The organism is Prochlorococcus marinus CUG1417 (assembly GCF_017695975.1).
Taxonomy (GTDB): Bacteria; Cyanobacteriota; Cyanobacteriia; order PCC-6307; family Cyanobiaceae; genus Prochlorococcus_A; species Prochlorococcus_A marinus_AG.
The window spans coordinates 468,507-493,474 of record NZ_JAAORN010000002.1; the positions used below are offsets into that span (position 1 = coordinate 468,507).

The window sequence follows — 24,968 nt, forward strand, 5'->3', positions numbered from 1 at the left end:
ATATTCTAAATCTTAAATTACTTTAAAAAATTTTAAAAATGACTATTGAAAATAAAAACATTGATCTTCTTTATGGCGATTTAACAATAGATTTATATAATCTTTATAAAAAATCTTCCTATCTAGCTATAGACACTGAAGCGATGGGTTTAATCCATGGAAGAGATAGACTTTGTCTAGTACAAATATGCAATGAATTTAAAAGAACATCCTGTATAAAAATCGAACTTAATACATCTTCTTCACCTCATTTAAAAGCGCTCCTAGAAGATGACAAAATTACTAAAATATTTCACTATGCGAGATTTGATGTAGCAGCTCTAAAATGCAATCTTGAAATTAATACAAAAAACATTTTTTGTACAAAAATTGCCAGTAAGTTGGCAAGAACTTATACAAATAAACACGGTTTAAAAGATTTAATTAATGAATTGTTAGGAATAGAACTGGACAAAAGCTCGCAAAGTAGTGATTGGGGTAGCAACGATGATTTAACAAAAGATCAATTAGATTATGCCGCAAATGATGTTAGATATTTAATCGAAGCAATGCATAAATTAAAAGTTATCTTAGAAAGAGAAAGTAGATATGAATTAGCTCAAAAATGTTTCGAATCAGTTTCTGTACATGCTGATTTAGACATACTAAAATTCTCAAATATTTTTGAACATTAAGAATCAATCTTCAGTTAAAAAATTATCTTCACCATCAAGAGTTTCCATAAGCTTATCAAGCATTCTCGAAGAACTTAATTTATCTCCATCATTTTTTTCACAAATTTCTAAGACATTTTGCGCAACTTGTATTTTTTCTTGAATAGTTTTCGAGCCTTCTTTTGCAATTTGAATTTCTACTTTCTTCTTAGCAGAAGATAAGCTTATACTCATAAGTTTTGCAATTTCTGCGCAAATTTTTAGATATTGCCGATCATTTATTGGATACATACAAAAAATTAATAAGCTAGTGCCATTTACTAAGATAACAAATGAAGGTTTATGGCATCTACGATTTTCTTACTTGCTCCGGATTCCCCCATTCTTTTTTTCCCAATTTTTGCTTGTTCTAACCTCTCAACTTTTCCTTCCAAAAGTAAACTTAAACGTTTTAAAAGAATTTTTTTGTTCTTGCAAACTAAAACACTACCTCCCAATAATCTTGATTGCCTTTTTGCAAATGATTTTGTAAATTGTGGTCCATGTCCCGGTAGAGAAAGAGATGGGATTCCAAGGCCAGTAATTTGCTCCGTAGCAGTTCCTGCATTAGACAAGCCAACTTCTGCCATATTGGCCCATGAATTGAATTTACCTTTTCCAATGGCTACATATTGATCTTTCTTTTTCCATACTGAATCTTCATCAATTAGCAATTTAACTTTACTCTGTTTTATAAAACCATATTTATTTAAATAACTTTGAATTTGAATCACATTTGCATTAATGCTCAAAGGCAAAAGTATTACCAAATCCTTTGAAAAATCAAAATCTTGCAAACAATTAAGAAAATTATCAAGATTTTTAAAAGCTTCAGGGTATCTACTTCCAACTAATAAGATAATTCTTTTAAAAGAAATAATATTTGATATCTTCTCGTTTGATGCGTTAACAAAATCCATCATTGGATTACCCAAGTATTTTGCATCAATACTTTTTCTATTCAAATTATTAGCTGTAATTTTATCTCTCATAATTAAATTTTTACATCTTGGAGATTTCATAAAAAACATTTCCCACGGATCCCACTCAGAACCTTTTAACTTATGATAAAAATCGCTTAAATCCCAACCTGGACCACTACTCCAAGTATGATCACTTTTGGGAGTTCCAATAAAACTAAATTCACATTCTGAACTCCAAGCATAAAGTAATGGCAAAAAATCTCCTACCGCAATAATTTTCCATTTATGTTTTGACTTCCGTTTTACAAGTAGAAAATTTCTTAAATTATCGATTAAAAATCCTGCAAACAAATCAAGCAAAAATCCCTTCAGACTTTGATTACTAAAACCTCCACTAGGCAGCTCTTTTAAATACCCTATTTTACGAAAATTCTTTGATTTTATGGAATTAAATACATCTCCATTTCCTACTAAAGGCAAAACTTCAACATTTTTATTTTTTCTTTTTTTTAGTATTATTTTTATTATTTCCGATGCTATTACATCTTCTCCATGACCATTGCAGATAAATAATATAGAATGAGACACCTTACTGTTAAGATCATAAAAAGACTCAATCGAATCTTTTTCGGCGGCATGGCCAAGTGGTAAGGCAGAGGATTGCAAATCCTTTATCCCCAGTTCGAATCTGGGTGCCGCCTTATTTAATTTTTTTACGCATTGAATTATGAAGTTTTCGAAGAACTTCAATTTCAAATAAAGGGTATAAAGTTTCAATTACTTGTTGATATAAAAAATAGTCTTTTTTATTATTGTTAAATAATACCTTAATTATTAATTGATAAATAAAATTGGATGGATTTATTAATTTTATTCATAAGGTTATTTATTTAGAAATTTGAACTATTTAGTAATCATTATCTGCTACACACATTCCTAAACAACGAACACCATTTGTTGCAGTCCTCTTACAATGATTACATAAAATGGTATCTTTCTCTGAAGTGAGGTTAATTTTTGAATTATTTTGATCTTTAAAATTTATTAACTCTTGTGTTGAATCAAATAGAGTCATTCTTAGAATCATCACTTGAATCGATACTAACAACAAGTGAAGCATTTTTGTTGGAAGAGGGTATATCCATAATTTTTACAGTTTCTTTAGGCTCATCAACAACTTGATTTTCATCAGTACTCTCATCAACTGCACAAGCTTCAAGAGCCTCTCTCAATAGAGAATCAAAAGTTGCTCCAGGCAATCTATGTCTAGCAACCTCAAGAAAAGTTCTCGGTAACGATTCAGATGCAGCATCTCGCAAGGCAGGATTATTCTTTCTATGTTCTTGTTCTTCTTCTATTGATTTAATAAACCTCAGTGTGACATCTCTTTTGGTAGAGGCTTTTATCAGCGTATCGTTTTCAGGATTACTAACATTAGGTTCATTTTCAAGATCACTAAGTCTTTTTTCCAAACTATTTAAAACTTCATTAGCTTCTTTACTAATATGTGCTAATTGACCATCGGACAAATTAGGTAAATCAGCGACAAAAACTTTGCCATGATCCCTTAGTGTCAAGAAAGTTGGTCTTGGGCCTTGAGCCTGTCTACCACTAAATTCTGAATTATTAGCTATTGGTCTTTTTGGAGGTGTAGGGCCTGCTGAACTACGTCTACGTGTAATTCTTTGATTATTTGCAAAGGGCATTGAATAAAGGATTAAATCTTAATACTTAAACTTCCGATATAATTCGGCGGTAATTTTATTATATTACACCTAACTTTTTCATTTGGGTACTAAAAATAATTTTTAAAACTCATTAAAAAAAGATAAAAAAATTTAAGTTAAAATTTCTGGCAAAAATTTATTATTTATTGAATCATTTTTTCGAACTATCTTTCCAATTTCCCAACTATCTATATCATGCTCTTTACAGATACTTAATATCGCTTCCTTAAATTGTTTATCAATAATTAAACAAAATCCCACTCCAAGATTGAAAGTATTCCAAAAATCTTTTTCAGGAATGGACCCTTTGTCTTTAAGGAATTTAAATAAAGTAGGAATTTCCCAAGAACTTGTATTGATATAAGGAATAAAATCAGAAGGTATACATCTTGGTAAATTTTCTGGAATTCCTCCTCCAGTAATATGAGACATTGCTTTAATTTCTATATTTTCAGATAACATTTGATTAATCACATTATTGTAAATTTTTGTAGGTTTCAATAACTCATCATAAAAATTCAAGTGAGAAACTTTTTCAAATTCTTTATCTATTTGATCATTATTTTGAATAATTTTTCTTACTAAACTAAAGCCGTTACTATGAACTCCATTACTTTTTAAAGCAATAATTAAGTCATTTTCAGATACTTTTTTACCATCAATAAGCTTATCCTCATCAACTATTCCAACACAAAATCCTGCAAGATCATACTTATTTTTTGAATAAAATCCTGGCATTTCAGCAGTTTCTCCACCGAGTAATGAACAATTATTTTCTCCGCAGCCATGTGAAATACCCTTAACAACCCTCAATAATTGTTTCTTATCAAGTTTACCAGTAGCAATATAATCAAGAAAAAATAAAGGTTTTGCCCCACTAGTAATGATATCGTTCATGCACATAGCAACTAAATCAATACCAACCTCAAAGTGAAAGTTTTTACTTTGCGCTAATTCTAATTTTGTTCCAACACCATCAGTTCCTGAGACAAGAACTGGTTTTTTAAAACTATCGATAGGAAGTCTAAACAAACCTCCGAACCCACCAATACCCTCAATAACATTAGATGTATGAGTTCCTTCAACTGCTTGTTTAATTTCCGAAACAAATTCTCGCCCAGCTTCTATATCAACACCTGATGTTTTGTAATCCATGAAATAAAAATGATAGACTTTCTCTATATAGATATTCCTCCTAAGATTGCTTTTGTCCAGTAATTATTTATCAAATATATTTATTTTTTAAAAACAAAGTGAAGAAAGTAATCATAAGGAAAACTGAAGAAATAGAAAACTGGAGAAGAAATATAAATAGTGAAATTAACTTCATTCCAACAATGGGAAATCTTCATAATGGACATATAAAACTAATATCAACAGCAAAAAATGATAATTCTAATGTTAATTTAGTAAGTATTTTTATTAATCCACTTCAATTTGATAACAAGTTAGATTTAGAGAATTACCCTAAAACAATTGATAATGATATAAAAATCTCCTTTTCAAATGGCGCAGATGCCATCTTCATCCCAAGTAATGAAGATATATTTCCACCAAATAATAAAAATATTAAATTCCTAAAAGCTCCAATAGAATTATCTTCTGCATTATGTGGATTAAATCGAAATGGGCATTTTGATGGCGTTTGTACAGTAGTTTATAGATTACTTAATCTCATTAAGCCAAAAAATCTTTACTTAGGAGAAAAAGATTGGCAACAACTTTTAATTTTAAAAAATCTTATCCTAAGAATGAAATTAAATGTTGCTATTAAATCTATTCCTACACAGAGAGATTTTGATGGAATTCCTTTAAGTTCACGTAATGTACATTTATCAAAAAACGAAAGAAAATTGATTAAGTTTTTTTCAAGTGAGTTATTAGAAGCAAAAAAAATTTTTCAACAAGAAAAAAAGATCAATTTAAACGAAATAATTAAAAAGCTATCAGCAAAAAAAATTTCGATTGAATATTTAGAACATTTACATCCTTATACACTCCAAAAAGCTAGACTTGAGGATAATATTTCGCTACTAGCTGGTGCGATAATATGTGGAAAGACAAGATTAATTGATCACGTTTTTCTTATGAAAAGAAGGCCGATTATTGCAATAGATGGTCCTGCAGGGTCAGGTAAAAGTACTGTAACAAAGTTAGTAGCCAAGAAACTTAAACTTTTATATTTAGATACTGGAGCAATGTATAGGGCATTGAGTTGGTTTCTGATAAAAGAAAGTATTGATTATAAAAAAGAAAAAAAATTACAGAATATTCTTAAAGATATATCTATTGTCTTCAAGTCGAATACAATTTCAAATCAGGACGTTTATGTAAATAACTACTGTGTTACTAAAGAAATTAGATCGCAAAAGATAAGTTCCATCGTTTCTAAAATTTCCTCAATAAAAGAAGTAAGAAAATTCTTAGTAGAAGAACAAAGAAAAATTGGAGAATCAGGCGGACTTGTAGCTGAGGGAAGAGATATAGGAACTACTGTTTTTCCTCATGCAGAACTTAAAATATTTTTAACTGCTAGCATCGATGAAAGAGCAAAAAGAAGAAAATCTGATAAAAATAGTAAAGACTCACAAGAAATCGACCTTCAAATATTAAAAGAACTTATAAAGAAAAGAGATTTTGAAGATTCCAATAGGGAAATTTCACCTCTAATGAAAGCGAATGACGCAATAGAAATTATTACGGATGGATATTCAATTAATGAGGTAGTGGATAAAATTATTGATCTTTATAATGCCAAGATTCCTAAAGAGACTGAGATCTAATAAATTCAAGAAATACTTTCCAAAAAACCGTTTACAGAGTCTTCTAAAATATCAAGAACATAATCGAAACCCTCATCACCGCCAAAATATGGGTCAGGAACTTCTTGATCATTAAAAACTAATCTAAAATCTTGTATTTTTTTAATTGATGCAAAATCACTTGAAGCTGTTCTATTTTTAAGATCTATAATATTTCTAAAATTTGAGTCGTCCATCGCAAGAATATAGTTAAATTCGTCAAAATCTTTGCTAGTAATTTGGCGAGCCCTGCTTAAGATATTTATATCTCTTCTTTCTGCCGCAATTCTCATCCTATAGTCAGATTTCTTTCCAATATGCCAACTTCCAGTTCCAGCTGAATCTACAATAAAGCCATCGGTTAATCCCTTCCTTTTAATTAAATTTATAAAGATAGCTTCTGCTGCAGGAGACCTACAAATATTTCCTAAACATACAAAAAGAACAGAAATTTTTTTCATATGATTCCAAATTTCAATAAATTATAAGACTTTTAAGTAGTAAATAAAACTTCTTTAATTAAAGATTCAGTAAATTCTTTACCAAACAAGCTCGACAACATTGGCCTTGCCGGATCGTTATCTCTTCTATATTTTAAATAATTATTTTGACCATTTATTAATTCTTTTTGCAGTTCCATATTGGCTTCTTTGCTTTCGAAAAGAATTTCCAAATACAAATCAAGATATTCCTTAAATGTGGTATAAAGCTGGTTAGCAATTAAAAAATCACTTCTTTCTTCTTTTGGTAATTTTGACCAGATTACTCCTGGAGAAAAAAATCTAGCTACATCTGCAGACATTTTTTCGGCAAATGGGAGTGATGAATGACAATAATTTTTGAGTTTTATAAGTTTTTCTAATAACCCATTATTATATTGATTTTGTATTTCTAGTGAAGGTTGAAAGTCTAATACTAATAAATGACTATTAGGTAGAGAAACAAAATCTACTCCAAAAAATGGGACATTATAAATAGTATTAGGAATAATTAAAAAATTTAAAACAGAATAATTTGGACTATTAATACACACTGCTCTTGCGAATTGAATTCTTTTTTTATGCATTACACCCCAAGTAGAGAGATTCACATTTTTTTTTGATTTTTTTGAACCATAAGTAGAATCTTTATATGAATATTCCGAGGGTATTATTTTTTCTAAACAGTTGTATTTACTTAAATTATTAATTAAATATTTTAAAAAATTATGCCATCTCCAATCTGGCCTGTAAAAAATAGTATCTTGTATTAACATTCAATGAATAATCTCATTATTTAATGTAAAAAGAAATTTATTTATAAATTTTTTTGTCCATTTCTCTCCAAAAAAAGATTTAAACAACTTATCTGCAGGGTCTTTTTCAAAACTGTACTTATCATATTTTATTTGATTAATCTTTATTTCTTCTGCATTTAAAAATTGATTAACAGGATTCGATTTATAAATGTTCAAATAATTATTTACAAATGAATGGAATATATCATTTAAATCTCTATCAAGATTTAATTTATTTCCTCTACATATAATCACCCATGGGGAAAAATACTTTTTTGAATCATATATATTCTTCATTTTATTATTATCAAATGCAGAATATTTTTTCTTAATACTACCTAAACTTGAACAATATTTTTCAAGATAATTTCCTTCTTGAATTAAAGGTTGATAATCAAGTATTGCTAATAACTTTTGAGAAGTTCCAAACCATAAAATATCAGCTCCTAAAATAGGTATTTCACTATCAAAATTTGGATATGCGACCGTATTAAACACTTGCAGTTTTTTGCCACCATTTAATCTCGTTATTCGCCACTTTCTATATTCGGGAGATGAGAAAAGCCAATTTTTAATAATATATTTTGAGTCTTCGTTGTGATGTTCTTTGAATTCACTAGATATTTGTACTTCCTGACCATTTAATTCATCAATATTGGTTTTAAGGAAATCAACTAATGAATCAAACATAAATTACTAAGTCTCGGTGCTTCCTTTTCTTACTTTTTTTGTAATGTAATTAAATACAATCTTGCCTAAAACAGCAATCAAGTTGCCTTCAAGCTCCCTAAACATTTTCATATTGTAAGTAAAAGCTTGATTAGCTTCATCAATTATTTGATCAGCAGTAATTTGATTTATTGGAAGTTTATTCAAAGTAAGGGAATATTCTTCTTTGAATTTCTTTTCATCATCAATTAATTCAAATTCATAAAAATTTAAACCATCATTTCCCTGCAAATTTAATGCTTTTTTAGCAATCCTTTTCAAAATTTGCCCCCCAGATAAATCTCCTATATAGCGCGTGTAATGGTGACCAACCAATAGCTCTGGTGAATTTTTTGCGACTTCGCGAATTCTTTCAACATATTCTTTTGCAGATTGAGAAATATTAATTTCATTCTTCCAGTTTTCACCAAAATAAAATTTAAGATCATTTACAAGAGTTTCTTTCCTGAATAATGATTTAAAACCTATAGGTTTTATAACGGGGTGTTCCTCATTGACCAGTCTTTCAATTTCTTCTTCCATAGCTTCATAAACAAAATATAAATCACTAATTAATTTTCTATAAGAGTTTTTTTCAACAACTCCTTTTAAAAAACAAGCCACAAACCCAGTATTTTCTGCCATAGTGTGGGATTTTTTTGTCCCTTCTCTTAATTGTCCTGCAAGAGCGACTGCCATATATTTTGTATTAATTTTGTAAGTGTATTTAATCTACAAGGAAAATACATAAAACAGCTAATTTTTGTTACTAGCAGATGTTTTAGAGAATAACTTATAAAGTTCTTTACAAACCAAAAAAAGATTATCTTTCTGTTCTTTTTGAGGTAAATGAGTACCAGTCATTTCCCAGTCTCCGATAGTAGCTACTCGCCATCTCTCAGAGGGAACAATCATACCCCTCATTATTATTCCTAACAATTTAGGAACTCTATTATTGTTATCATTTTCAATTCTCAATTGTAAGAGTATTGCTCTACATTCAATGCGAGGACTCCACCCAGGAAAATGAAACGCAAAATCAATTGTATCTTGCATGGATTCATCATTTGAATTTTCCCATGGACTAAAGTTTACACTGGCATCTGGAAAATACTTCCGAAACAAAGCTGCAGTAGAAGCAATTTTATTAGCTATTTCAACATTACTTACATTTGAACTCGCATTCATAAGTAGCTGAGTATTTTTTTGAAAATGACATAATTTCCTCTAACTTGCTTATTAACTACTTTTTCTTTTAATAAAGATGTTGAAATGCTGATCAATAAACTATTCTCTATTCACATTTGAATAATAAATTTCTAGGTTTTAAAGATAATAACTCATCGCAAATTACAATACGAGGAACTTCAATGAGTTATCTTTTATTAATTCAATGCTATGCCAAAATTTGAAAAATTAACTTTACCCAATGAAGGCGAGATAATAACTTTTAATCAAGGCAAACCTAATGTTCCTAATCATCCAATTGTCCCATTTATTAGGGGTGATGGTACTGGAGTTGATATTTGGCCTGCAACTCAAATCGTTCTTGATTCGGCTATTAAAAAAAGCTATGGAGACGAAAGAAAAATTAATTGGTTTAAAGTCTATGCAGGTGATGAAGCTTGTGAACTTTATGGAACATATAACTACCTACCTCAAGATACTATTGAAGCAATCAAACACTTTGGCGTAGCCATCAAAGGTCCTTTAACAACTCCCATCGGTGGAGGTATTAGATCTCTTAATGTTGCATTAAGGCAAATATTTGATTTATATAGCTGTGTTAGACCATGCAAATATTATTCAGGAACTCCAAGCCCTCACAAAAATCCCCAAAATTTAGACGTTATTGTTTATAGAGAAAATACTGAGGATATCTACATGGGAATTGAATGGGAAGCGGAAGATAATAATTGTCTTGAATTAATTAATCACTTAAATAACGTTGTCATACCAAAAAGTAAAAATTTAAAAAATAGATCAATACCCGATGGATCAGGTATAGGAATAAAACCAGTGAGTAAATCTGGTAGCCAAAGGCATATTAGAAAAGCTATTGAACATGCCAAAAGATTATCAGGAGATAAAAGGCATGTGACTCTTGTACATAAAGGGAATATTATGAAATATACAGAAGGTGCATTTAGAGATTGGGGATATGAATTAGCAGTAAATGAATTTAGAGATGATTGCATTACAGAAAGAGAAAGCTGGATTTTAGATAATATTCAGAAAAATCCAGAACTTACAATTGAAAATAATGCTCGAAAAATTGAACCAGGTTTTGACAAGCTTACAAATAACAAAAAAGCATTCATTTGCGAAGAAATTAAAGAAGTTATTGCATCAATATCTAATTCTCACGGAGATGGAAAATGGAAAGAACTTATTCTTGTTGATGATCGGATAGCTGATAGTATATTTCAACAAATTCAAACTAGACCTCAAGAATATTCAATTCTTGCAACCTTAAATCTAAATGGAGACTATGTTTCTGATGCAGCTGCAGCCATTGTTGGTGGCCTAGGTATGGCTCCTGGTGCAAATATTGGAGATAATGCAGCAATTTTCGAAGCTACGCACGGTACTGCGCCAAAACATGCAGGCTTAAATAAGATTAATCCAGGCTCAGTAATTCTTAGTGGTGTAATGATGCTTGAATATTTTGGTTGGGATGAGGCAGCTAACTTAATTACTAATGGTTTAAGTAAGGCAATAGAGCAAAAAAAAGTCACCTATGATCTAGCACGCTTAATGGAACCAAAAGTAGAACCCTTATCCTGCAGCAGTTTTGCTGAAGAAATTATCTCAAATTTCTAATTTTAAAAATTATTTTTATTTTCAAATACTTTCCAAATATTAACCAGTGAATCTTTAGTACCAATGTTTCCAGGATGAGTAACAATTGGAAGTTTTGCGCCATTTTTTAGATTGCAAGTCACCACTGAAATGCCAGTAAGTATCTGTCCTTCAAGATAAACATAATCTGCATTAAGTCCTTTACTAAGAATCAAATTTGTTGTTATTCCACCTTTTGAAATCAAATATCCTATTTCATACTTCAAATCTGTGACTAATTCAGCAATAAAACAGGCAAGTAAATTATAAAAATTAAATAGTTCAGAAGAATCTAAAGACATAACTTTTCTTGAAGTAAACAAAACAGGAGTTTTTCCTTTCTCAAAAGAAAATCTAATTTCTTTCAATAATTTATTTTTAAACAAATTCCTTAGCTTCTGATTATTATCTGATGAAGTAATTTTAAAGAATTCAAAAACATCTAATTCAACTGGATTACAATTACTTCTCTCTAATAAATTATTCAATTGTATTGTTGAAAGTTCTACATATGATCCAACAATTATCAGTCCTGGAAGAAAACTCTTTTCTTTATTTCTTATTCTTAAATTAGTGAAAAATATTTCACTATATGAGACACTTTTTTTTTCAGAAATTGAACTTATAAAACTTGCTGCAGTTCGAAAAAGGAATTTTTTTTGTTTAATTAATTTTTTAATTACTAAAGAAAATTTTTTTAGTTGAGAATAATTTTCTACATCTACAACTACATGTTTATTATTCTTCAAGTTCTTTAGTGTTTTAAAAACAATATTATTTTCTTTATCATTTAGCATTTCGATATCTGATAAAAAAAGATTTTGAATATCTTCAAAATTTATTTGCGATTTACTCTGCTGAAATAACAGACTCTTGACATTACTTGTCTCATATCCAAAAATTTTATCTGTTGCAAAAATTGTTTGACTAATAGGAGTTTTATCAACAAAATGAGATCCATTAATTGTTAATCTTTTACCCTCAATAAAAGCTGGGATATGAAAAGTAGCATCAAAAGGACCTAAGCAACTATTTAGAGCAGTTGGCTCTAAAAAGTTATGTCCTCGAAGAGTAGAGTCTCCTCTACTTATAAAAATAATTTCTTCTTCATAGGCTTGAGAAGTAATTACAGTCTTAAGATTTTTGCAAATTTCCTCTATTTTTAATTTCGCATCATGTTCCGATAGTGACCTTGTATTAGCCAAAATAAAAAATAAATTAGATTTTGATTCAAAACCTTTGACTAAAGTTGAGAAGTCCCACTTAAGCAGTAATAAGCAATCGTGAACAGTTTGAGAGCCTGTGGGATCATCATCTATAACGACAAATTTCATAAGTATTGCAAAATTACTTAAGAGATTTTATTTGTATTGAGGCATTTAATCTTTTACTATCATTTGAAGGAATCATAATGTTTCTAAATCCATCAACAAAAGAATTTCGGGGACTAGTCCAAGGTTCGAGACATATCATTCTTCTTGGAGGATCACTCCAAATAACGCCTAAATCAAAAGGATATGGATGATTTAAAGTCACCTCTCTTTTAAAAATCTTATCTCGAAAAGAGCTTCTTCCGGAAGTATACATGAGAAGATCAACTCCTAAATTAATTTTGTTTAATTCATCCAACGTATTACTTATAGTATTTCTTTCTTGATCCTGACAATTAAGTGGATTATCAACAAACTCTAAATTTTTGAAATCTGAAACATTAAAATAAGGATGCAAACCAAAATTTATAGGCATAGCAAAATCTGTTTTGTTATGGATTGTAATTTCAAATTCTAAAAAGTTAATTTTTAACTTTACTTCTATTTTTAGTTCGAAATCGAAAGGATAATATTTTTTGGTTTCTTTAGATGCATTTAAGAATAAGTATAAAAATTTTTCATTTTCATTGAGGGAGTATTGCCATTGCAAATCCCTAGCGAAACCATGTTGTGGTAATTGCAAATAACCATTTCCAAATACTGAACTAGAGGTATTGAGATTCCCACAAATTGGAAACAAAATTGGAATGCCTCCCCTAATACTTTTTGTCTTGTCCATAAATCTTGTTTGATCGAAATAAAGTATTTCATGACCATCTGAAACCCAATTTGTAATAACGCCTCCTCTTTCAGGACAAAATTTGATGTAATTATTTTTATCTAATTGAAAGACAAAAATTCCTTGGTCCTTATTAGATAATTCAAGTTTCACGATTATTACTTAAAGAGAATCAACCCAATCCAAAATATGCTGATTAACTAATTCAGGTATCTCATCATGAGGGCAATGTCCTGCGTCAAGAATAATTTCTTTTGTATTCTTTGGTGTAAATTTTTTATATAAATTTCTTTTTTTTGGAGTGTTCATCCATGGATCTTTTCCTCCCCAAAGAAGTAATAATGGTGCATTTAACTTTGCAAATAGCTTATCTAACGGCAATCCCTGAGGACCTGATGGGTTAAATACACTTCTAAAAACATTAAAAGCTCCGAAATCTAATGAAGGCTTCCTTATTGACTCAACTAAAAAATCATCAACATTTTTTTTATCAACATAAACTTGATTCAAAGTTTTTTTAATATTTTTTGGGTTTCTCATATTTTCAAAAATCAAACGTTGAAGAACAATATTTTTCAAAAATATACCGGCAACTGTTTCAATTGAAGTTTGCAACATATTCTTTTTGATTGTTTTTTCTTCACTAAAATATCCTGCAGCATTCAGTAAGATCACTCCAGCATTTAGATCATTTAATTCTGCACCAGCTGCTAATGCTGCATAACCACCTAATGAATTTCCAACAACAATTGTTGGTTTTTTTATTTTCTCTTGCACATAAGCAACAACCTGATCCTTCCATAAAGATCCTGAGTATTCAACATCTTGGGGCTTAGGACTTTTTCCAAAACCGAGAAGATCAATCGCATGAACTTCATATTTTTTACTCAAAATGGGGATATTGAATCTCCAATGATCCGTAGAGGCCCCGAAACCATGAATTAATAAAATTGCACATTCTTTTGATATTTGCTCGGGCTTAGCAGAAACAGTATGTATTGGGTAATTTAAAAAATTCCATTCATAATTAATATCACTATCAATCAAAGCTGATTTTTCCATTTATTGAAATTTTATTTGTATTGATTCTAATAAACTTATTTCCTAAAGAAGACCAACAGGATCAGCTGCAACATCATCTGAAATTTTATTACCATCATTTGGAGGCTTATCTTTTAGAACAATTCTCAAGAGAACAGGTGCAAGAAATGTAGTTCCAATTACCATAAGTAAAATGGCTGCTTCTAGAGAAGGAGTTAACAATTTAGCGCTTGTTCCTAGCCCAAGGAAAATTAAACCAACCTCTCCTCTAGGCATCATACCCAGACCTACAACTAATCTATTTGTGGGTTTATCACTTGAAAATACCCATCCGGCAGCAATTTTTCCAATAATTGCAACAACTAATAAAAATCCTGCAACTACAAGAGCTGACCTACTTGTTGGATCAAGTGGATTAATAACTGATAAATCCATACCAGCTCCAACCAATACAAAGAAAATAGTTGCGAATAAGGAAACTAAAGGTAAAACCGATTGTTGTATTGCATGATTATTTTTAGAACTACTAAGAATCAATCCAGCTGCAAAAGCACCTAAGGCTGCTTCTAATCCAATAGCTGTTGCGACAAAACAACATAATACAAGTATGACAAAAGATGCCACGACTACAGCTCCAGGTGCTTTCAATCTATCTAATAACCAATCAAATCCTGGTGCTGCTGTTCGACTTAATGCGATAGCAGCAATAACAAATACTACTGCTGCCGCAACTAATTTAATAATTGGAGCAATTTCTAAAGAACCTCCTGCAGCAAGAGCCACAACAACTGCCAGAATAACAATTCCCAAAATATCGTCTAGCACTGCTGCGCCAATAACAATCTGTCCTTCTCTAGTTTTCAAATATCCTAATTCACCGAAAACACTTGCAGTAATTCCTATACTTGTGGCAGTCATCGATGCTCCAGCAAAAACTGCTGGAATTAGATCGACCTGAAAAATAAACATTAATCCGAGAGTTCCAAAGGCAAACGGTAAAATTACCCCAGCCATAGCAACAGTAAAAGCCTGCGCACCGACAGCTACCAATTCCTCTAACTCACTTTCTAATCCTGTTAAAAATAAAAGTGCATATAACCCAAGTGTTGCTACTGCTTGGAGGGATGGGAAACTTTCGAAATAAACCTCAGATACTGAATCCGGCGGAATTGAAGCTAATGAACTAATAACATTTACGAGTCCCTCATTTAGTTCAGTTCCAGCTGAGGGCGGTATCAATAAATGGAGTCCTGATGCTCCTATTACAACCCCTGCAAGAAGCTCACCTACAATAGTTGGCAAACTTAGTCTTACTAATACTTCTGCTAATGCTCTTGCTGCTAAAAAGATCAATAGAAACCTAATTACTCCTATTAACGTTTCAGCAACTTCTAAATCATGTGCACTTAATTCAGCAAGTAAAGGGTACATTTAAGTGTAAAAAATAAACTATCTAATTGGAAGATAGTTTATTGAGGGCCCACTTTAAGAAATATGTAAGAAAAAAGCAAAAATACTCAACAAGTGTGGATCTGAAGTTACAACAAAGAAATTTTCTTAAAAATGGCTATTGTCTGTTATATGGCCAATCCAATGAATTCCAACGAACCCTTCGATCTACGTTTGCCCACACCCGGCTGCTACTTAGATCCTGAGAAAGCTGGCATGGATTCTGATGCTGTTTTCCAAGGAATGACAGCTCATCTTTTCTATACTCTTGGAAAGTTAGCTACTTCTGCAAGTCCTCACGACTTGTATATGGCTTTAAGTTACGCGGTTAAAGATAGGCTAATGACAAGATATTTAGCCAGCCAGGAAGTTATAAGAAAAAAACCACAAAAAACAGTAGCCTACTTATCAGCAGAATTCTTAATAGGCCCTCAATTAAGTAATAATCTTCTCAATCTTGGAATAACTCAAGAGGCAGAAGATGCTTTGAAGAGATTTGGAATTGATTCATTGTCAACAATTCTTGAAGTTGAAGAAGAGCCTGGATTAGGTAATGGTGGACTTGGCAGACTTGCAGCTTGTTATATGGAATCATTAGCATCTTTACAAGTTCCAGCAGTTGGTTATGGTATTCGATATGAATTTGGCATATTTAATCAGTTAATTAGGGATGGTTGGCAAGTTGAAGTAACTGACAAATGGTTAAAAGGTGGATGGCCATGGGAACTTCCACAACCAGATGAATCATGTTTCGTTGGGTTTGGAGGCAGAACTGAAAGTTATAGAGATGATAAAGGGAACTACAGATCAAGATGGATACCTTCAGAACATGCTATTGGAGTTCCTCATGATGTTCCAGTTTTAGGTTACCGAGTAAATACATGTGACAGATTAAGATTATGGAGAGCTGATGCAACCGAAAGTTTTGACTTTTATGCATTCAATATCGGTGATTATTATGGTGCAGTAGAAGAAAAAGTTGCATCTGAAACTCTCTCAAAAGTTTTATATCCGAATGATGGTACTGACGAAGGTAGAAGATTAAGACTCAAACAACAACACTTTTTTGTAAGTTGTTCTCTTCAGGATATGTTGAGAAGCCTCGAAAAAAGATCAATACCAATAACAGAATTCGCTAAGCATTGGACAGTCCAATTAAATGATACCCATCCTGCCATTGCAGTAGCAGAATTAATGAGACTTCTTATTGACCAATATCAAATAGGTTGGGATAAGGCTTGGAACATAACAACCTCCTCAGTAGCTTATACCAATCACACATTACTACCAGAAGCTTTAGAGAAATGGGATTTAGGCTTATTTAATGATCTTCTTCCTCGTCATCTAGAAATTATTTATGAAATTAATTGGAGATTCCTACAGCAACTAAGACTACGTTACCCTGGTGATGACAAAATCCTTCAAAAACTCTCAATAATAGATGAAGAAGGCTCCAAATCAGTTCGTATGGCCCACTTAGCTACAATTGGAGCACATCATATAAATGGTGTAGCAGCTCTTCACTCAGATCTAATAAAAAGACAACTTCTTCCTGAATTTGCAGAACTATGGCCTGAAAAATTTACAAATGTCACTAATGGGGTTACTCCAAGAAGATGGGTTGCCCTATCTAATCCATCATTATCTAACCTTCTAGAAAAAGAAGTTGGTCCTAATTGGATAACAAATATGGAACTTCTTAAAAAATTAGAAGAAAAAAAAGATGACAACAATTTTTTACAAAAATTTGAAGAAACTAAATTAAATGGAAAAAGAAAATTAGCTAGTTTTATTCATTCAAAAACTGGAATACTTGTAGATCCATCAAGTTTATTTGATGTTCAAGTAAAGAGAATTCATCAATATAAAAGGCAACATTTAAATGCCCTACAAATTATTGCTCAATATTTAAGAATAAAAAATAATTTAAATACGCATGAAGTTCCAAGAACAATAATATTCGGAGGTAAAGCTGCACCAGGTTATTTTATGGCAAAGCTAATGATTCGATTCATCAATGGTATTGCTGATGTAGTTAATTCTGATCCAGACATGGATGGTTTATTAAGGGTTGTTTTTTTACCGGACTATAATGTCAAACTTGGTGAAATAGTTTATCCGGCAACTGATCTTTCAGAACAAATTTCAACTGCTGGTAAAGAAGCTTCTGGAACTGGAAATATGAAGTTTGCCATGAATGGTGCTTTAACTATTGGAACCTTAGATGGAGCCAATGTGGAATTAAGAGATCTTGTAAAAAAAGAGAATTTCTTTCTTTTTGGTAAAACTGAAAGCGAAATTATGGATTTAAAAAATAATAATTACTCACCCAAAACTTTTATTGATCAATGCCCAGAGCTTAAAGAAGTGATACGCCTAATTGAAATTGGGCACTTTAGCAATGGGGATAAAGAATTATTTAAACCTTTATTAAATAGCTTGACAGGCCATGACCCATTTTTTGTTATGGCTGACTTTAAAGACTACTTAAATAAACAGGATGTCGTCAGTGAATGCTGGAATAATAAAAAATCTTGGAATAAAATGGCATTATTAAATACTGCTAGATCAGGATATTTTTCTTCAGATAGATCTATTAGAGAGTACTGTAAATCTATTTGGAAAGTCTCTCCAATGCCAGTAGAAATTACTTGCGATGTCGAAGAGTTAACTAATTAATATTTTCCTTATCTGGTGAATCTGGGGTTTGATGAAATAATCTATTCAAAATTAATCGATCTATATTTAATGGGTCTGGCGCTAATTCATTTGCAATTTCTTTAAATTTTGATTCAATACTATTTGCAATTTTTGTATCAAATATTTTTTCAATTAAAGCTTCAATTGAATATAAGTAGGCATTAACACTTTCAAGTTCATCTAAAGCTTCAGTAATTTCTTTATCAGAAATATGTGTTTCTTCAAAAATATTATCTTCATTTGATTCTCTTTCAGATAATTGCCTCTGCAACTCATCAGTGACCTTAGTACAAAGAGTTCTGAACGATTGAATAGATGCCCAATTCAATTCTTGTTGCTGCTTAAAAGTAGGATATTCCCTAATCAGACGATCGTGCTGTTTGTAAAATCTCTGACAATCAGAGCATTGACATGGTTCTTCAGCCAAAAGAAAATATAATTCTTTTTATATCATCTCATTAATTGGGCAAAATTGAAGGACCATCCAATAATTCGTCATTTTCATCAAGTGAATCTGGACTATCTGGCAAAGGTATCTCAATACTAGTAACCAAATTAATGACATCTCTTAGTCTCATAGAATCAGCAAACCATCCCATTGCTTGCTCCGCATCGCCTCTTTTTTCAGCATCATTTGCTTGATCTTCGTGAGCTTCCGCCAATAAAGCAAGCCAGCATAGACATCTTGCTTGAACTATTGAGAGATCTAAATCATTAGGTTGGGATTTAGAAATGCGTTCATGCTCTTGTTGAATTAAGAGCTTTAAACGCATATCATGCAACTTAGCCATAAAAGATTTATTACTAATTATACGCTAGCTAGAGAGTAGCAAGTTTGCACACATACTACATATAGTTTTTTATTTTTACGGGACTGGCGGGAGTCGAACCCACGACCTACGGTTTAGGAAACCGTTGCTCTATCCTGCTGAGCTACAGCCCCAATAGATGATTTTTGGAGTATTAAGTATTATGCTAAATGAAAGCAGGAGAGGCAATCGCGATAAAGTTTTATTTTGTTTCCAAAATAAAACTTTATTGAGGAAAGTCCGGGCTCCCACATGGTCAAGCTTGCTGGGTAATGCCCAGTGCGGGTAACCGTGAGGATAGTGCCACAGAAACATACCGCCTAATACTTTATGTATGGCAAGGGTGCAAGGGTGCGGTAAGAGCGCACCAGCAACATTGAGAAGTGTTGGCTAGGTAAACCCCGGCTGGGAGCAAGGCTTAGTAGATTTATGACCATTAAACAATCTACTTTTAAGCGCCGCTTGAGACTGTGAAGTAATTCCAGTCCTAGATAGATGATTGCCCATCTTAATTAAGATGAACAGAACCCGGCTTATGACCTGCTTTTTAATTGTTGTGATTATTCAAATCAGATGACAAATATAATTAAGGCAAACAGAATAAATCAAATAATTACTTTTTTAAAGTCTTTAGATATCAAATCAAAAAGATTTGCTGAAATACTTAGCAAACAAAATATTTCAGTTATTCAAAATTTTAATCAAGCATTAATCCATTCCTCAGAAGACAAAATAATAAATTACGAAAAACTAGAATTTTTTGGAGATGCAGTTCTGAGATTAGCTGCTTCTAATTTTATTGAAAAAAAATATCCTCAAATGAGTGTAGGAGAAAGATCAGAGTTAAGAGCACAAATTGTAAGTGATGAATGGTTAACTCAATTAGGGAAAAAAATTGACATTGAGAAATTAATAATTAAAGGACCTAAAGCTATTGGTGATGAAAATTCAAAAAATACAATTATTTGTGAATCTACAGAAGCTTTAATCGGTGCCATTTACAAGTGCTTTAATTCAATTCAAGAAGTAAATCTTTGGTTAGATCATATTTGGGAGAAAGATTCCGAAATATTTTTAAACGCTCCATATAAATTCAAATCTAAGACAGTATTGCAAGAGTGGTGCCAAAGTAAAGGTTTTGATTTGCCAATCTATAAAATAATTGAAGTGTCAAAGAAACATGGAGACCCTAAAAGATTTTCTTGCGATATATTTATTGAAGGAATAAAAGAATCATCTGCATTCGGCAAATCCCATAAACAAGCAGAAACAAATGCAGCTAGAGTATTGATAGAAAAATTTATAACTATTGGCAAAATATAATTTTAAACTATTTCTAAATTAGTAAGCTGAAACGTTATAAGTTTATCCCAATTACCCCCTTCAAACAAAACGGCTGCTCTTTTTTTTGTAACTCTCTGTACAAACCCTTTGTATCCTCTGTATATAGAGTTATTATCTTTTACAACAACAAAGGAACCAGGGAGTATGGGTTTAGTAGATGATTCCATAAAACATTTCTTCTAAATACAATATATGATAAATAAAGATGAATGGTTGATCGTTGGTTTGATAACATCATGCCATGGAATTAATGGACAGGTAAAGGTTAAATCTTTAAGTGACTTTGAAGAAAGATTTTTAAAACCAGGAACGAGATGGTTGCAGAAAGAAAATGAACCCCCTTCAAAAATAGAACTTACATCTGGTTTCAGACAGCCTGGGAAAGAAACCTTTATAGTTAAACTTCAAGGAGTAAATACTCGAAATCAGGCAGAACAACTTAAACAATTTAAAATTCTTGTAAAAACCGATAAACTTCCTAGATTAAAAAAGGGAGAATTCCACTTGTTGGAACTTATAAATCTGGAGGTCAAGACTTTAGAAAATAATGAATTAAAAATAATTGGTAAAGTTATTAATTTGGAAAATGAAAAAAATAATTTACTTGTTATTGAACTATTTAAGAATCAAAAAAAAGTTCTTATACCATTTGTTAAAGAAATAGTCCCTTTAGTAGATATAAAAAATAATTTTTTAACCATTAATCCTCCCAAGGGGCTTTTAGATCTATAAAAAACATTTATAAAAGACTAATCATTCAACGGTTACACTTTTGGCTAAATTTCTTGGTTGATCCACGTCAAGGCCTCTATGAGCTGCTATGTGGTAACTCAATAATTGTAAAGGCAATATATTAAGTAAAGGTGAAATCCATTCATTGGAGCAAGGGATCTTCATTAAATAATCAAAGATTTCAGTTCCATTACATTCAGGCGCAATTCCAATCAAATATGAATCTCGAGCTTTTGCTTCTTGTGCATTACTGATAACTTTATCAAAAACTTCTCCAGGGGAGGCAATAGAAATTACAGGTACTTTTTTATCTAACAAAGCTATTGGACCATGTTTCATTTCACCAGCTGGATATCCAGCGGCATGAATGTAACTAATTTCTTTTAGTTTTAATGCTCCTTCAAGAGCAATAGGGTAATTTATGCCTCTTCCTAAAAAAATAACATCTTTAATATTAAAGAAATTATGTGCTAGCTTTTCTGAAGACTCATTATGTTGCTCTAAGAGATCCTCTAACAATGGAGGCAGTTTTATAAGTTCTTTTATTAATTTATCTATTTCATCTGGACTTTGACTTCCTTTAACTTTCGCAAATTTTATAGCTAATCCATAAAAAGCAAGTAATTGAGCAAAAAAAGTTTTTGTCGCGGCAACTCCCACTTCTATTCCTGCGCAGATGTCGATTATATTTGAGACCTGTCTTCCTATCGAGCTTTCTTTTCTATTAGTTATTGCAATAAGATTAGGTTTAAATTTTTTATCTTCAATAGAAGACCTTCTTTTAATCTCCATATCAATAGCTGCAATTGTGTCAGCAGTCTCTCCTGATTGAGTAACTCCAATAGTTAATGTATTTGGCAATAGTGGAGGTGGTGAATATCGAAATTCGCTTGCATAAAAGACATTTGTAGGAATACCAGAAAATTGTTCTAATAAAAAGCTCCCAACCATCGCAGCATGTTTACTTGTCCCACAAGCGATAATTTCAATTCTCTCAACTGCTTCAAAAAACTTTGTATCAAAAGGATAATTAATTTCATATTGCCCATTTTCTAAGTTTTTAATTAAATAATTTTCCAGCCAGTTTTTTGCAGTGCTTGGCTGATCGTATATCTCTTTTAACATATAGTGTTTGAAATTCATCTTATCCATTATTTGTTCAGAGACTTTTAAAGAAACTGGATTTCTATATTGTCTCTCATTATTTGAGTCGTATATTTCTATTCCAAGAGGAGTTAGCAAAGCTATTTCCTCATCCTCCATTGGCAGAATAATATTTGTAAAGTTGGCAATAGCAGGCGTATCACTTGCACAAATAAACTCTCCTTCACCCAAACCAATAATCAAGGGTGCTTGTCTTCTTGCAACCACCAGAGAAGTTGGAGCACCTGTCCATAAAACTGCCAAGGCATAAGATCCTATTAAATCAGATAATACATTTCTTACAGCTACTAATAATTTTGAACCATTATTCTCAAGATTAAGTTTACTTAGTGTATTTAATTCTCTTTCAATAAGATGGGGAATTACTTCTGTATCTGTATCAGAATTAAAAATTACCCCCTCTTTTTCCAATCTAGATTTTATATCTTGGAAATTTTCAATAATACCATTTTGAACGACTGCTATGGTGCCTGAACTATCGGTATGAGGATGCGCATTTTTAAATTCAGGTTTTCCATGAGTTGCCCAACGAGTATGACCTATCCCAACAGTTCCAGGAATATTTTTTTCTTTAAGGTCACTTTTTAAATTTTCAAGTTTTCCTTTTGCTTTGTTACAAGTAATCAAATTTGTTTTTGAATTTATAATTGCAATACCTGCAGAATCATAGCCTCTATATTCAAGTTTTTCTAAACCATTAATTAATAATGGTAAAGCTTTTTTAAAACCAGTTACAGCAACTATTCCACACATACAGAAGTTTTTTTCAATTATATTGAAAAAAAATGTGTAATTCTTAAATTATGGACTCTCTTAAAACTGCACTATTAAAGATTTAGTATGCCAAGCCCATGCTTCTAGACGTCTCATCTCCTAGATAAACACGAATACTTAAGAAATCTGTTGGACATGCTGTTTCGCATCTTTTACAGCCAACACAATCTTCAGTTCTTGGTGATGAGGCAATTTGTCCGGCTTTGCAACCATCCCAAGGAACCATCTCTAAAACATCAAGTGGGCAAGCCCTTACACATTGGGTGCATCCAATGCAAGTGTCATAAATTTTAACTGCGTGTGACATGTAAAAATTGTCTTTTGAACCTCGTTATATAATACTATTGTCTTACAAAGAAATTAAAAAAATTAAGATATGCTTCACTCTTGTTAACTCTAGGGCATAAAATCTTATAGATAATTAGTAAATTCCATAAACTATGTCACAAGAAATCCTCGAAAAAGTCTGTTCTATTGTTTCAGAGCAATTAAGTGTTGAAGCAGGAGAAGTTAAAGCAGATTCAAATTTCCAAAATGATTTAGGTGCAGATTCTCTAGACACCGTTGAATTAGTGATGGCTCTAGAAGAGGCATTCGATATTGAAATTCCTGATGAAGCTGCTGAAGGTATCGCTACAGTTGGAGATGCAGTAAAATTCATCGAAGAAAAAAAAGGTTGATCTAGGATGTCAAGTTTCCATCGAGTAGTTGTTACTGGTATTGGAGCAGTAACTCCAATTGGTAACAACATTGATGAATATTTACTCAGTCTTCAAAAAGGGGTAAATGGTGTCTCAGGTATTACCCTCTTTGATCCTGAACAACATCCTTGCAAATTTGCAGCAGAAGTTAAAAATCTTCAATCTGAAAATTTTATTGAAGCTAAGGAATCCAAAAGATGGGATCGTTTTTCTCAGTTCGGAGTTATTGCCGCCAAGCAAGCCTTTAATGATTCTGGACTGGAAATTACTGAAGCTAATGCATCAAAAATCGGAGTAATTATTGGCTCTGGTGTTGGAGGCTTACTAACTATGGAAAGTCAAGCTCAAATACTTAGTCATAAAGGACCAAAAAGAGTTAGTCCTTTTACAGTCCCTATGATGATTCCAAACATGGCGACTGGACTAGCTGCCATAGCTTTAGGTGCAAAAGGACCAAGTTCCTCAGTTTCCACTGCTTGCGCTGCTGGTTCTAATGCAATTGGCGACTCATTCAGATTACTCCAACTTGGCAAGGCAGATGCAATGATCTGTGGAGGAGCAGAAGCAAGTATTACTCCTCTTGGAGTGGCTGGTTTTGCTAGTGCCAAAGCTCTTTCTTTCAGAAACGAAAGTCCCCAAACAGCTAGTCGACCTTTTGATGCAGAAAGAGATGGATTTGTCATTGGAGAGGGTTCTGGAATTCTTGTTCTAGAAACTTTAGAAAATGCACAAAAAAGAAATGCAAGAATTTATGCAGAAATTATTGGATATGGAACAACATGTGATGCTCATCACATTACTGCCCCCTCCCCTGGTGGAGTTGGAGGCGCAGAAGCTATCAAACTAGCAATTGAAGACAGTTCTATAAGCCTTGAAAAAGTTGATTACATAAATGCTCATGGGACTAGTACATCTGCTAATGACAAAAATGAAACTTCTGCAATTAAATCAATATTTAAAGACAGATCTTACCTTATTCCTGTAAGCTCTACTAAGTCGATGACTGGTCATCTCCTAGGAGGTTCAGGAGGTATAGAAGCTGTAGCTTGTATACTTTCTTTGACACATAATTTTATCCCTCCTACAATTAACTACGTCAATCCAGATCCTGATTGTGATCTTGATTATGTACCAAATAATGCAAGAGAAGCTCAAGTAGGAGTCGCTCTTTCTAATTCCTTCGGCTTTGGTGGTCATAATGTTTGCCTTGCTTTTAGCAAAATGAATTAATTGATGA

27 protein-coding genes, 2 tRNA genes and 1 other RNA gene are annotated in these 24,968 nt (G+C 31.9%); 10 read left to right on the top strand and 20 right to left on the bottom strand.

Annotation, left to right across the window (positions count from 1 at the left end):
• Positions 1 to 38 precede the first annotated feature (38 nt).
• Positions 39 to 674 (top strand): ribonuclease D, encoded by a 636-nt coding sequence (locus HA140_RS08670; protein WP_209040703.1) that lies wholly within the window; start codon positions 39 to 41, stop codon positions 672 to 674.
• 3 nt (positions 675 to 677) lie between these two features.
• On the opposite strand, the gene HA140_RS08675 is transcribed toward HA140_RS08670, so the two are convergent.
• Both HA140_RS08675 and HA140_RS08680 read right to left on the bottom strand, forming a co-directional pair.
• Positions 678 to 944 carry a hypothetical protein gene (locus HA140_RS08675; RefSeq protein WP_209040704.1) on the bottom strand — a complete coding sequence of 89 codons (267 nt, stop codon included), beginning with the start codon at positions 942 to 944 and terminating at the stop codon, positions 678 to 680.
• Positions 945 to 973: 29 nt separating this feature from the next.
• On the bottom strand, positions 974 to 2,203 hold the full coding sequence (locus tag HA140_RS08680; RefSeq protein ID WP_308788977.1) for a lipid-A-disaccharide synthase-related protein: 1,230 nt from the start codon (positions 2,201 to 2,203) through the stop codon (positions 974 to 976).
• Positions 2,204 to 2,245: 42 nt separating this feature from the next.
• Here HA140_RS08680 and HA140_RS08685 point away from each other — a divergent pair.
• Positions 2,246 to 2,316: transfer RNA gene (locus HA140_RS08685), tRNA-Cys, on the top strand.
• A 206-nt stretch (positions 2,317 to 2,522) separates the two neighbouring features.
• Here the strand turns inward: HA140_RS08685 and HA140_RS08690 are convergent.
• From HA140_RS08690 to purM, 3 genes are all read right to left on the bottom strand, one after another.
• Entirely contained in the window at positions 2,523 to 2,690 is a 168-nt protein-coding gene (locus HA140_RS08690) for a hypothetical protein (protein ID WP_209040705.1), read from the bottom strand.
• Positions 2,677 to 3,321, bottom strand: coding sequence for a histidine phosphotransferase (locus tag HA140_RS08695; RefSeq protein ID WP_209040706.1), 645 nt, complete (start codon positions 3,319 to 3,321; stop codon positions 2,677 to 2,679). The genes HA140_RS08690 and HA140_RS08695 overlap by 14 nt, the downstream gene beginning before the upstream one ends.
• Positions 3,322 to 3,453: 132 nt before the next feature.
• Entirely contained in the window at positions 3,454 to 4,497 is a 1,044-nt protein-coding gene (purM, locus tag HA140_RS08700) for a phosphoribosylformylglycinamidine cyclo-ligase (protein WP_209040707.1), read from the bottom strand.
• A 98-nt stretch (positions 4,498 to 4,595) separates the two neighbouring features.
• Between purM and HA140_RS08705 the strand changes: the two genes are divergently transcribed.
• Complete coding sequence (locus HA140_RS08705) at positions 4,596 to 6,125, top strand: bifunctional pantoate--beta-alanine ligase/(d)CMP kinase (protein WP_209040708.1); 1,530 nt, start codon at positions 4,596 to 4,598, stop codon at positions 6,123 to 6,125.
• A gap of 5 nt (positions 6,126 to 6,130) precedes the next feature.
• Here HA140_RS08705 and HA140_RS08710 read toward each other — a convergent pair whose 3' ends face one another.
• Genes HA140_RS08710 through HA140_RS08730 form a run of 5 tightly spaced genes read right to left on the bottom strand, consistent with a single transcriptional unit; the run spans position 6,131 to position 9,315 of the window.
• Positions 6,131 to 6,604, bottom strand: coding sequence for a low molecular weight protein-tyrosine-phosphatase (locus HA140_RS08710; protein ID WP_209040709.1), 474 nt, complete (start codon positions 6,602 to 6,604; stop codon positions 6,131 to 6,133).
• Positions 6,605 to 6,636: 32 nt separating this feature from the next.
• On the bottom strand, positions 6,637 to 7,398 hold the full coding sequence (locus tag HA140_RS08715; protein WP_209040710.1) for a phycoerythrobilin:ferredoxin oxidoreductase: 762 nt from the start codon (positions 7,396 to 7,398) through the stop codon (positions 6,637 to 6,639).
• On the bottom strand, positions 7,399 to 8,109 hold the full coding sequence (locus HA140_RS08720) for a 15,16-dihydrobiliverdin:ferredoxin oxidoreductase (RefSeq protein WP_209040711.1): 711 nt from the start codon (positions 8,107 to 8,109) through the stop codon (positions 7,399 to 7,401).
• Positions 8,110 to 8,115: 6 nt separating this feature from the next.
• Positions 8,116 to 8,826 (bottom strand): heme oxygenase (biliverdin-producing), encoded by a 711-nt coding sequence (locus HA140_RS08725; RefSeq protein WP_209040712.1) that lies wholly within the window; start codon positions 8,824 to 8,826, stop codon positions 8,116 to 8,118.
• A 57-nt stretch (positions 8,827 to 8,883) separates the two neighbouring features.
• A complete protein-coding gene (locus tag HA140_RS08730) occupies positions 8,884 to 9,315 on the bottom strand; it encodes a hypothetical protein (RefSeq protein ID WP_209040713.1) in 432 nt (143 codons plus the stop codon).
• A 210-nt stretch (positions 9,316 to 9,525) separates the two neighbouring features.
• Here HA140_RS08730 and HA140_RS08735 point away from each other — a divergent pair, with 210 nt between their 5' ends.
• Positions 9,526 to 10,950, top strand: a complete 1,425-nt coding sequence (locus tag HA140_RS08735; protein ID WP_209040714.1) for an NADP-dependent isocitrate dehydrogenase — start codon at positions 9,526 to 9,528, stop codon at positions 10,948 to 10,950.
• A 2-nt stretch (positions 10,951 to 10,952) separates the two neighbouring features.
• Here HA140_RS08735 and HA140_RS08740 read toward each other — a convergent pair whose 3' ends face one another.
• The 4 genes from HA140_RS08740 to HA140_RS08755 are packed head-to-tail and all read right to left on the bottom strand — an operon-like array spanning position 10,953 to position 15,489.
• On the bottom strand, positions 10,953 to 12,302 hold the full coding sequence (locus tag HA140_RS08740; protein WP_209040715.1) for a four-carbon acid sugar kinase family protein: 1,350 nt from the start codon (positions 12,300 to 12,302) through the stop codon (positions 10,953 to 10,955).
• Positions 12,303 to 12,315: 13 nt separating this feature from the next.
• On the bottom strand, positions 12,316 to 13,170 hold the full coding sequence (locus tag HA140_RS08745; protein ID WP_209040716.1) for a galactose mutarotase: 855 nt from the start codon (positions 13,168 to 13,170) through the stop codon (positions 12,316 to 12,318).
• A gap of 9 nt (positions 13,171 to 13,179) precedes the next feature.
• On the bottom strand, positions 13,180 to 14,079 hold the full coding sequence (locus HA140_RS08750; protein WP_209040717.1) for an alpha/beta fold hydrolase: 900 nt from the start codon (positions 14,077 to 14,079) through the stop codon (positions 13,180 to 13,182).
• A gap of 42 nt (positions 14,080 to 14,121) precedes the next feature.
• Complete coding sequence (locus tag HA140_RS08755; RefSeq protein WP_209040718.1) at positions 14,122 to 15,489, bottom strand: cation:proton antiporter; 1,368 nt, start codon at positions 15,487 to 15,489, stop codon at positions 14,122 to 14,124.
• 150 nt (positions 15,490 to 15,639) lie between these two features.
• Here HA140_RS08755 and HA140_RS08760 point away from each other — a divergent pair, with 150 nt between their 5' ends.
• Positions 15,640 to 18,186: a glycogen/starch/alpha-glucan phosphorylase gene (locus HA140_RS08760; protein ID WP_209040832.1), complete on the top strand. Its 2,547-nt coding sequence runs from the start codon at positions 15,640 to 15,642 to the stop codon at positions 18,184 to 18,186.
• Here the strand turns inward: HA140_RS08760 and HA140_RS08765 are convergent.
• The 3 genes from HA140_RS08765 to HA140_RS08775 form a co-directional block, all read right to left on the bottom strand.
• The gene (locus tag HA140_RS08765; protein WP_209040719.1) at positions 18,179 to 18,634 is read right to left on the bottom strand and encodes a hypothetical protein; all 456 of its coding nucleotides are present in this window, start codon (positions 18,632 to 18,634) and stop codon (positions 18,179 to 18,181) included. The two genes, HA140_RS08760 and HA140_RS08765, sit on opposite strands and share 8 nt — an antisense overlap.
• 31 nt (positions 18,635 to 18,665) lie before the next feature.
• The gene (locus HA140_RS08770) at positions 18,666 to 18,998 is read right to left on the bottom strand and encodes a hypothetical protein (RefSeq protein ID WP_209040720.1); all 333 of its coding nucleotides are present in this window, start codon (positions 18,996 to 18,998) and stop codon (positions 18,666 to 18,668) included.
• Between the two features lie 78 nt (positions 18,999 to 19,076).
• Positions 19,077 to 19,150, bottom strand: a tRNA-Arg gene (locus HA140_RS08775).
• 39 nt (positions 19,151 to 19,189) lie between these two features.
• On the opposite strand from HA140_RS08775, the gene rnpB reads away from it, so the two are divergent.
• Both rnpB and HA140_RS08785 read left to right on the top strand, forming a co-directional pair.
• An RNA gene (gene rnpB, locus HA140_RS08780) (RNase P RNA component class A) lies at positions 19,190 to 19,567 on the top strand.
• 22 nt (positions 19,568 to 19,589) lie between these two features.
• A complete protein-coding gene (locus HA140_RS08785) occupies positions 19,590 to 20,339 on the top strand; it encodes a ribonuclease III family protein (RefSeq protein WP_209040721.1) in 750 nt (249 codons plus the stop codon).
• 2 nt (positions 20,340 to 20,341) lie between these two features.
• Here the strand turns inward: HA140_RS08785 and HA140_RS08790 are convergent, their stop codons facing one another.
• Complete coding sequence (locus tag HA140_RS08790; RefSeq protein ID WP_209040722.1) at positions 20,342 to 20,527, bottom strand: NAD(P)H dehydrogenase subunit NdhS; 186 nt, start codon at positions 20,525 to 20,527, stop codon at positions 20,342 to 20,344.
• A 25-nt stretch (positions 20,528 to 20,552) separates the two neighbouring features.
• On the opposite strand from HA140_RS08790, the gene rimM reads away from it, so the two are divergent.
• Positions 20,553 to 21,092: a ribosome maturation factor RimM gene (gene rimM / locus HA140_RS08795; protein WP_209040723.1), complete on the top strand. Its 540-nt coding sequence runs from the start codon at positions 20,553 to 20,555 to the stop codon at positions 21,090 to 21,092.
• Between the two features lie 21 nt (positions 21,093 to 21,113).
• Here rimM and glmS read toward each other — a convergent pair whose 3' ends face one another.
• Together glmS and psaC are read right to left on the bottom strand one after the other, a co-directional pair.
• Positions 21,114 to 23,009 (bottom strand): glutamine--fructose-6-phosphate transaminase (isomerizing), encoded by a 1,896-nt coding sequence (gene glmS, locus HA140_RS08800; RefSeq protein ID WP_209040724.1) that lies wholly within the window; start codon positions 23,007 to 23,009, stop codon positions 21,114 to 21,116.
• An 82-nt stretch (positions 23,010 to 23,091) separates the two neighbouring features.
• Positions 23,092 to 23,337 carry a photosystem I iron-sulfur center protein PsaC gene (gene psaC / locus HA140_RS08805; protein ID WP_007099573.1) on the bottom strand — a complete coding sequence of 82 codons (246 nt, stop codon included), beginning with the start codon at positions 23,335 to 23,337 and terminating at the stop codon, positions 23,092 to 23,094.
• A gap of 133 nt (positions 23,338 to 23,470) precedes the next feature.
• Between psaC and acpP the strand changes: the two genes are divergently transcribed.
• Both acpP and fabF read left to right on the top strand, forming a co-directional pair.
• Positions 23,471 to 23,710: an acyl carrier protein gene (gene acpP, locus HA140_RS08810; RefSeq protein WP_209040725.1), complete on the top strand. Its 240-nt coding sequence runs from the start codon at positions 23,471 to 23,473 to the stop codon at positions 23,708 to 23,710.
• Between the two features lie 6 nt (positions 23,711 to 23,716).
• Positions 23,717 to 24,961, top strand: a complete 1,245-nt coding sequence (fabF, locus tag HA140_RS08815; protein WP_209040726.1) for a beta-ketoacyl-ACP synthase II — start codon at positions 23,717 to 23,719, stop codon at positions 24,959 to 24,961.
• The last annotated feature ends 7 nt before the right edge of the window (positions 24,962 to 24,968 follow it).

Excerpts from the sequence above, each read along its gene's own strand:
- HA140_RS08710 (WP_209040709.1), bottom strand. The coding sequence starts at position 6,604 with ATGAAAAAAATTTCTGTTCTTTTTGTATGTTTAGGAAATATTTGTAGG.
- purM (WP_209040707.1), bottom strand. The coding sequence starts at position 4,497 with ATGGATTACAAAACATCAGGTGTTGATATAGAAGCTGGGCGAGAATTT.
- HA140_RS08675 (WP_209040704.1), bottom strand. The coding sequence starts at position 944 with ATGTATCCAATAAATGATCGGCAATATCTAAAAATTTGCGCAGAAATT.
- rimM (WP_209040723.1), top strand. The coding sequence starts at position 20,553 with ATGATAAATAAAGATGAATGGTTGATCGTTGGTTTGATAACATCATGC.
- glmS (WP_209040724.1), bottom strand. The coding sequence starts at position 23,009 with ATGTGTGGAATAGTTGCTGTAACTGGTTTTAAAAAAGCTTTACCATTA.
- fabF (WP_209040726.1), top strand. The coding sequence starts at position 23,717 with ATGTCAAGTTTCCATCGAGTAGTTGTTACTGGTATTGGAGCAGTAACT.
- HA140_RS08670 (WP_209040703.1), top strand. The coding sequence starts at position 39 with ATGACTATTGAAAATAAAAACATTGATCTTCTTTATGGCGATTTAACA.
- HA140_RS08690 (WP_209040705.1), bottom strand. The coding sequence starts at position 2,690 with ATGACTCTATTTGATTCAACACAAGAGTTAATAAATTTTAAAGATCAA.
- psaC (WP_007099573.1), bottom strand. The coding sequence starts at position 23,337 with ATGTCACACGCAGTTAAAATTTATGACACTTGCATTGGATGCACCCAA.
- HA140_RS08785 (WP_209040721.1), top strand. The coding sequence starts at position 19,590 with ATGACAAATATAATTAAGGCAAACAGAATAAATCAAATAATTACTTTT.
- HA140_RS08770 (WP_209040720.1), bottom strand. The coding sequence starts at position 18,998 with ATGGCTAAGTTGCATGATATGCGTTTAAAGCTCTTAATTCAACAAGAG.
- HA140_RS08750 (WP_209040717.1), bottom strand. The coding sequence starts at position 14,079 with ATGGAAAAATCAGCTTTGATTGATAGTGATATTAATTATGAATGGAAT.
- HA140_RS08730 (WP_209040713.1), bottom strand. The coding sequence starts at position 9,315 with ATGAATGCGAGTTCAAATGTAAGTAATGTTGAAATAGCTAATAAAATT.
- HA140_RS08790 (WP_209040722.1), bottom strand. The coding sequence starts at position 20,527 with ATGGAATCATCTACTAAACCCATACTCCCTGGTTCCTTTGTTGTTGTA.
- HA140_RS08725 (WP_209040712.1), bottom strand. The coding sequence starts at position 8,826 with ATGGCAGTCGCTCTTGCAGGACAATTAAGAGAAGGGACAAAAAAATCC.
- HA140_RS08715 (WP_209040710.1), bottom strand. The coding sequence starts at position 7,398 with ATGTTAATACAAGATACTATTTTTTACAGGCCAGATTGGAGATGGCAT.
- HA140_RS08760 (WP_209040832.1), top strand. The coding sequence starts at position 15,640 with ATGGCCAATCCAATGAATTCCAACGAACCCTTCGATCTACGTTTGCCC.
- HA140_RS08695 (WP_209040706.1), bottom strand. The coding sequence starts at position 3,321 with ATGCCCTTTGCAAATAATCAAAGAATTACACGTAGACGTAGTTCAGCA.
- acpP (WP_209040725.1), top strand. The coding sequence starts at position 23,471 with ATGTCACAAGAAATCCTCGAAAAAGTCTGTTCTATTGTTTCAGAGCAA.
- HA140_RS08740 (WP_209040715.1), bottom strand. The coding sequence starts at position 12,302 with ATGAAATTTGTCGTTATAGATGATGATCCCACAGGCTCTCAAACTGTT.
- HA140_RS08735 (WP_209040714.1), top strand. The coding sequence starts at position 9,526 with ATGCCAAAATTTGAAAAATTAACTTTACCCAATGAAGGCGAGATAATA.
- HA140_RS08720 (WP_209040711.1), bottom strand. The coding sequence starts at position 8,109 with ATGTTTGATTCATTAGTTGATTTCCTTAAAACCAATATTGATGAATTA.
- HA140_RS08755 (WP_209040718.1), bottom strand. The coding sequence starts at position 15,489 with ATGTACCCTTTACTTGCTGAATTAAGTGCACATGATTTAGAAGTTGCT.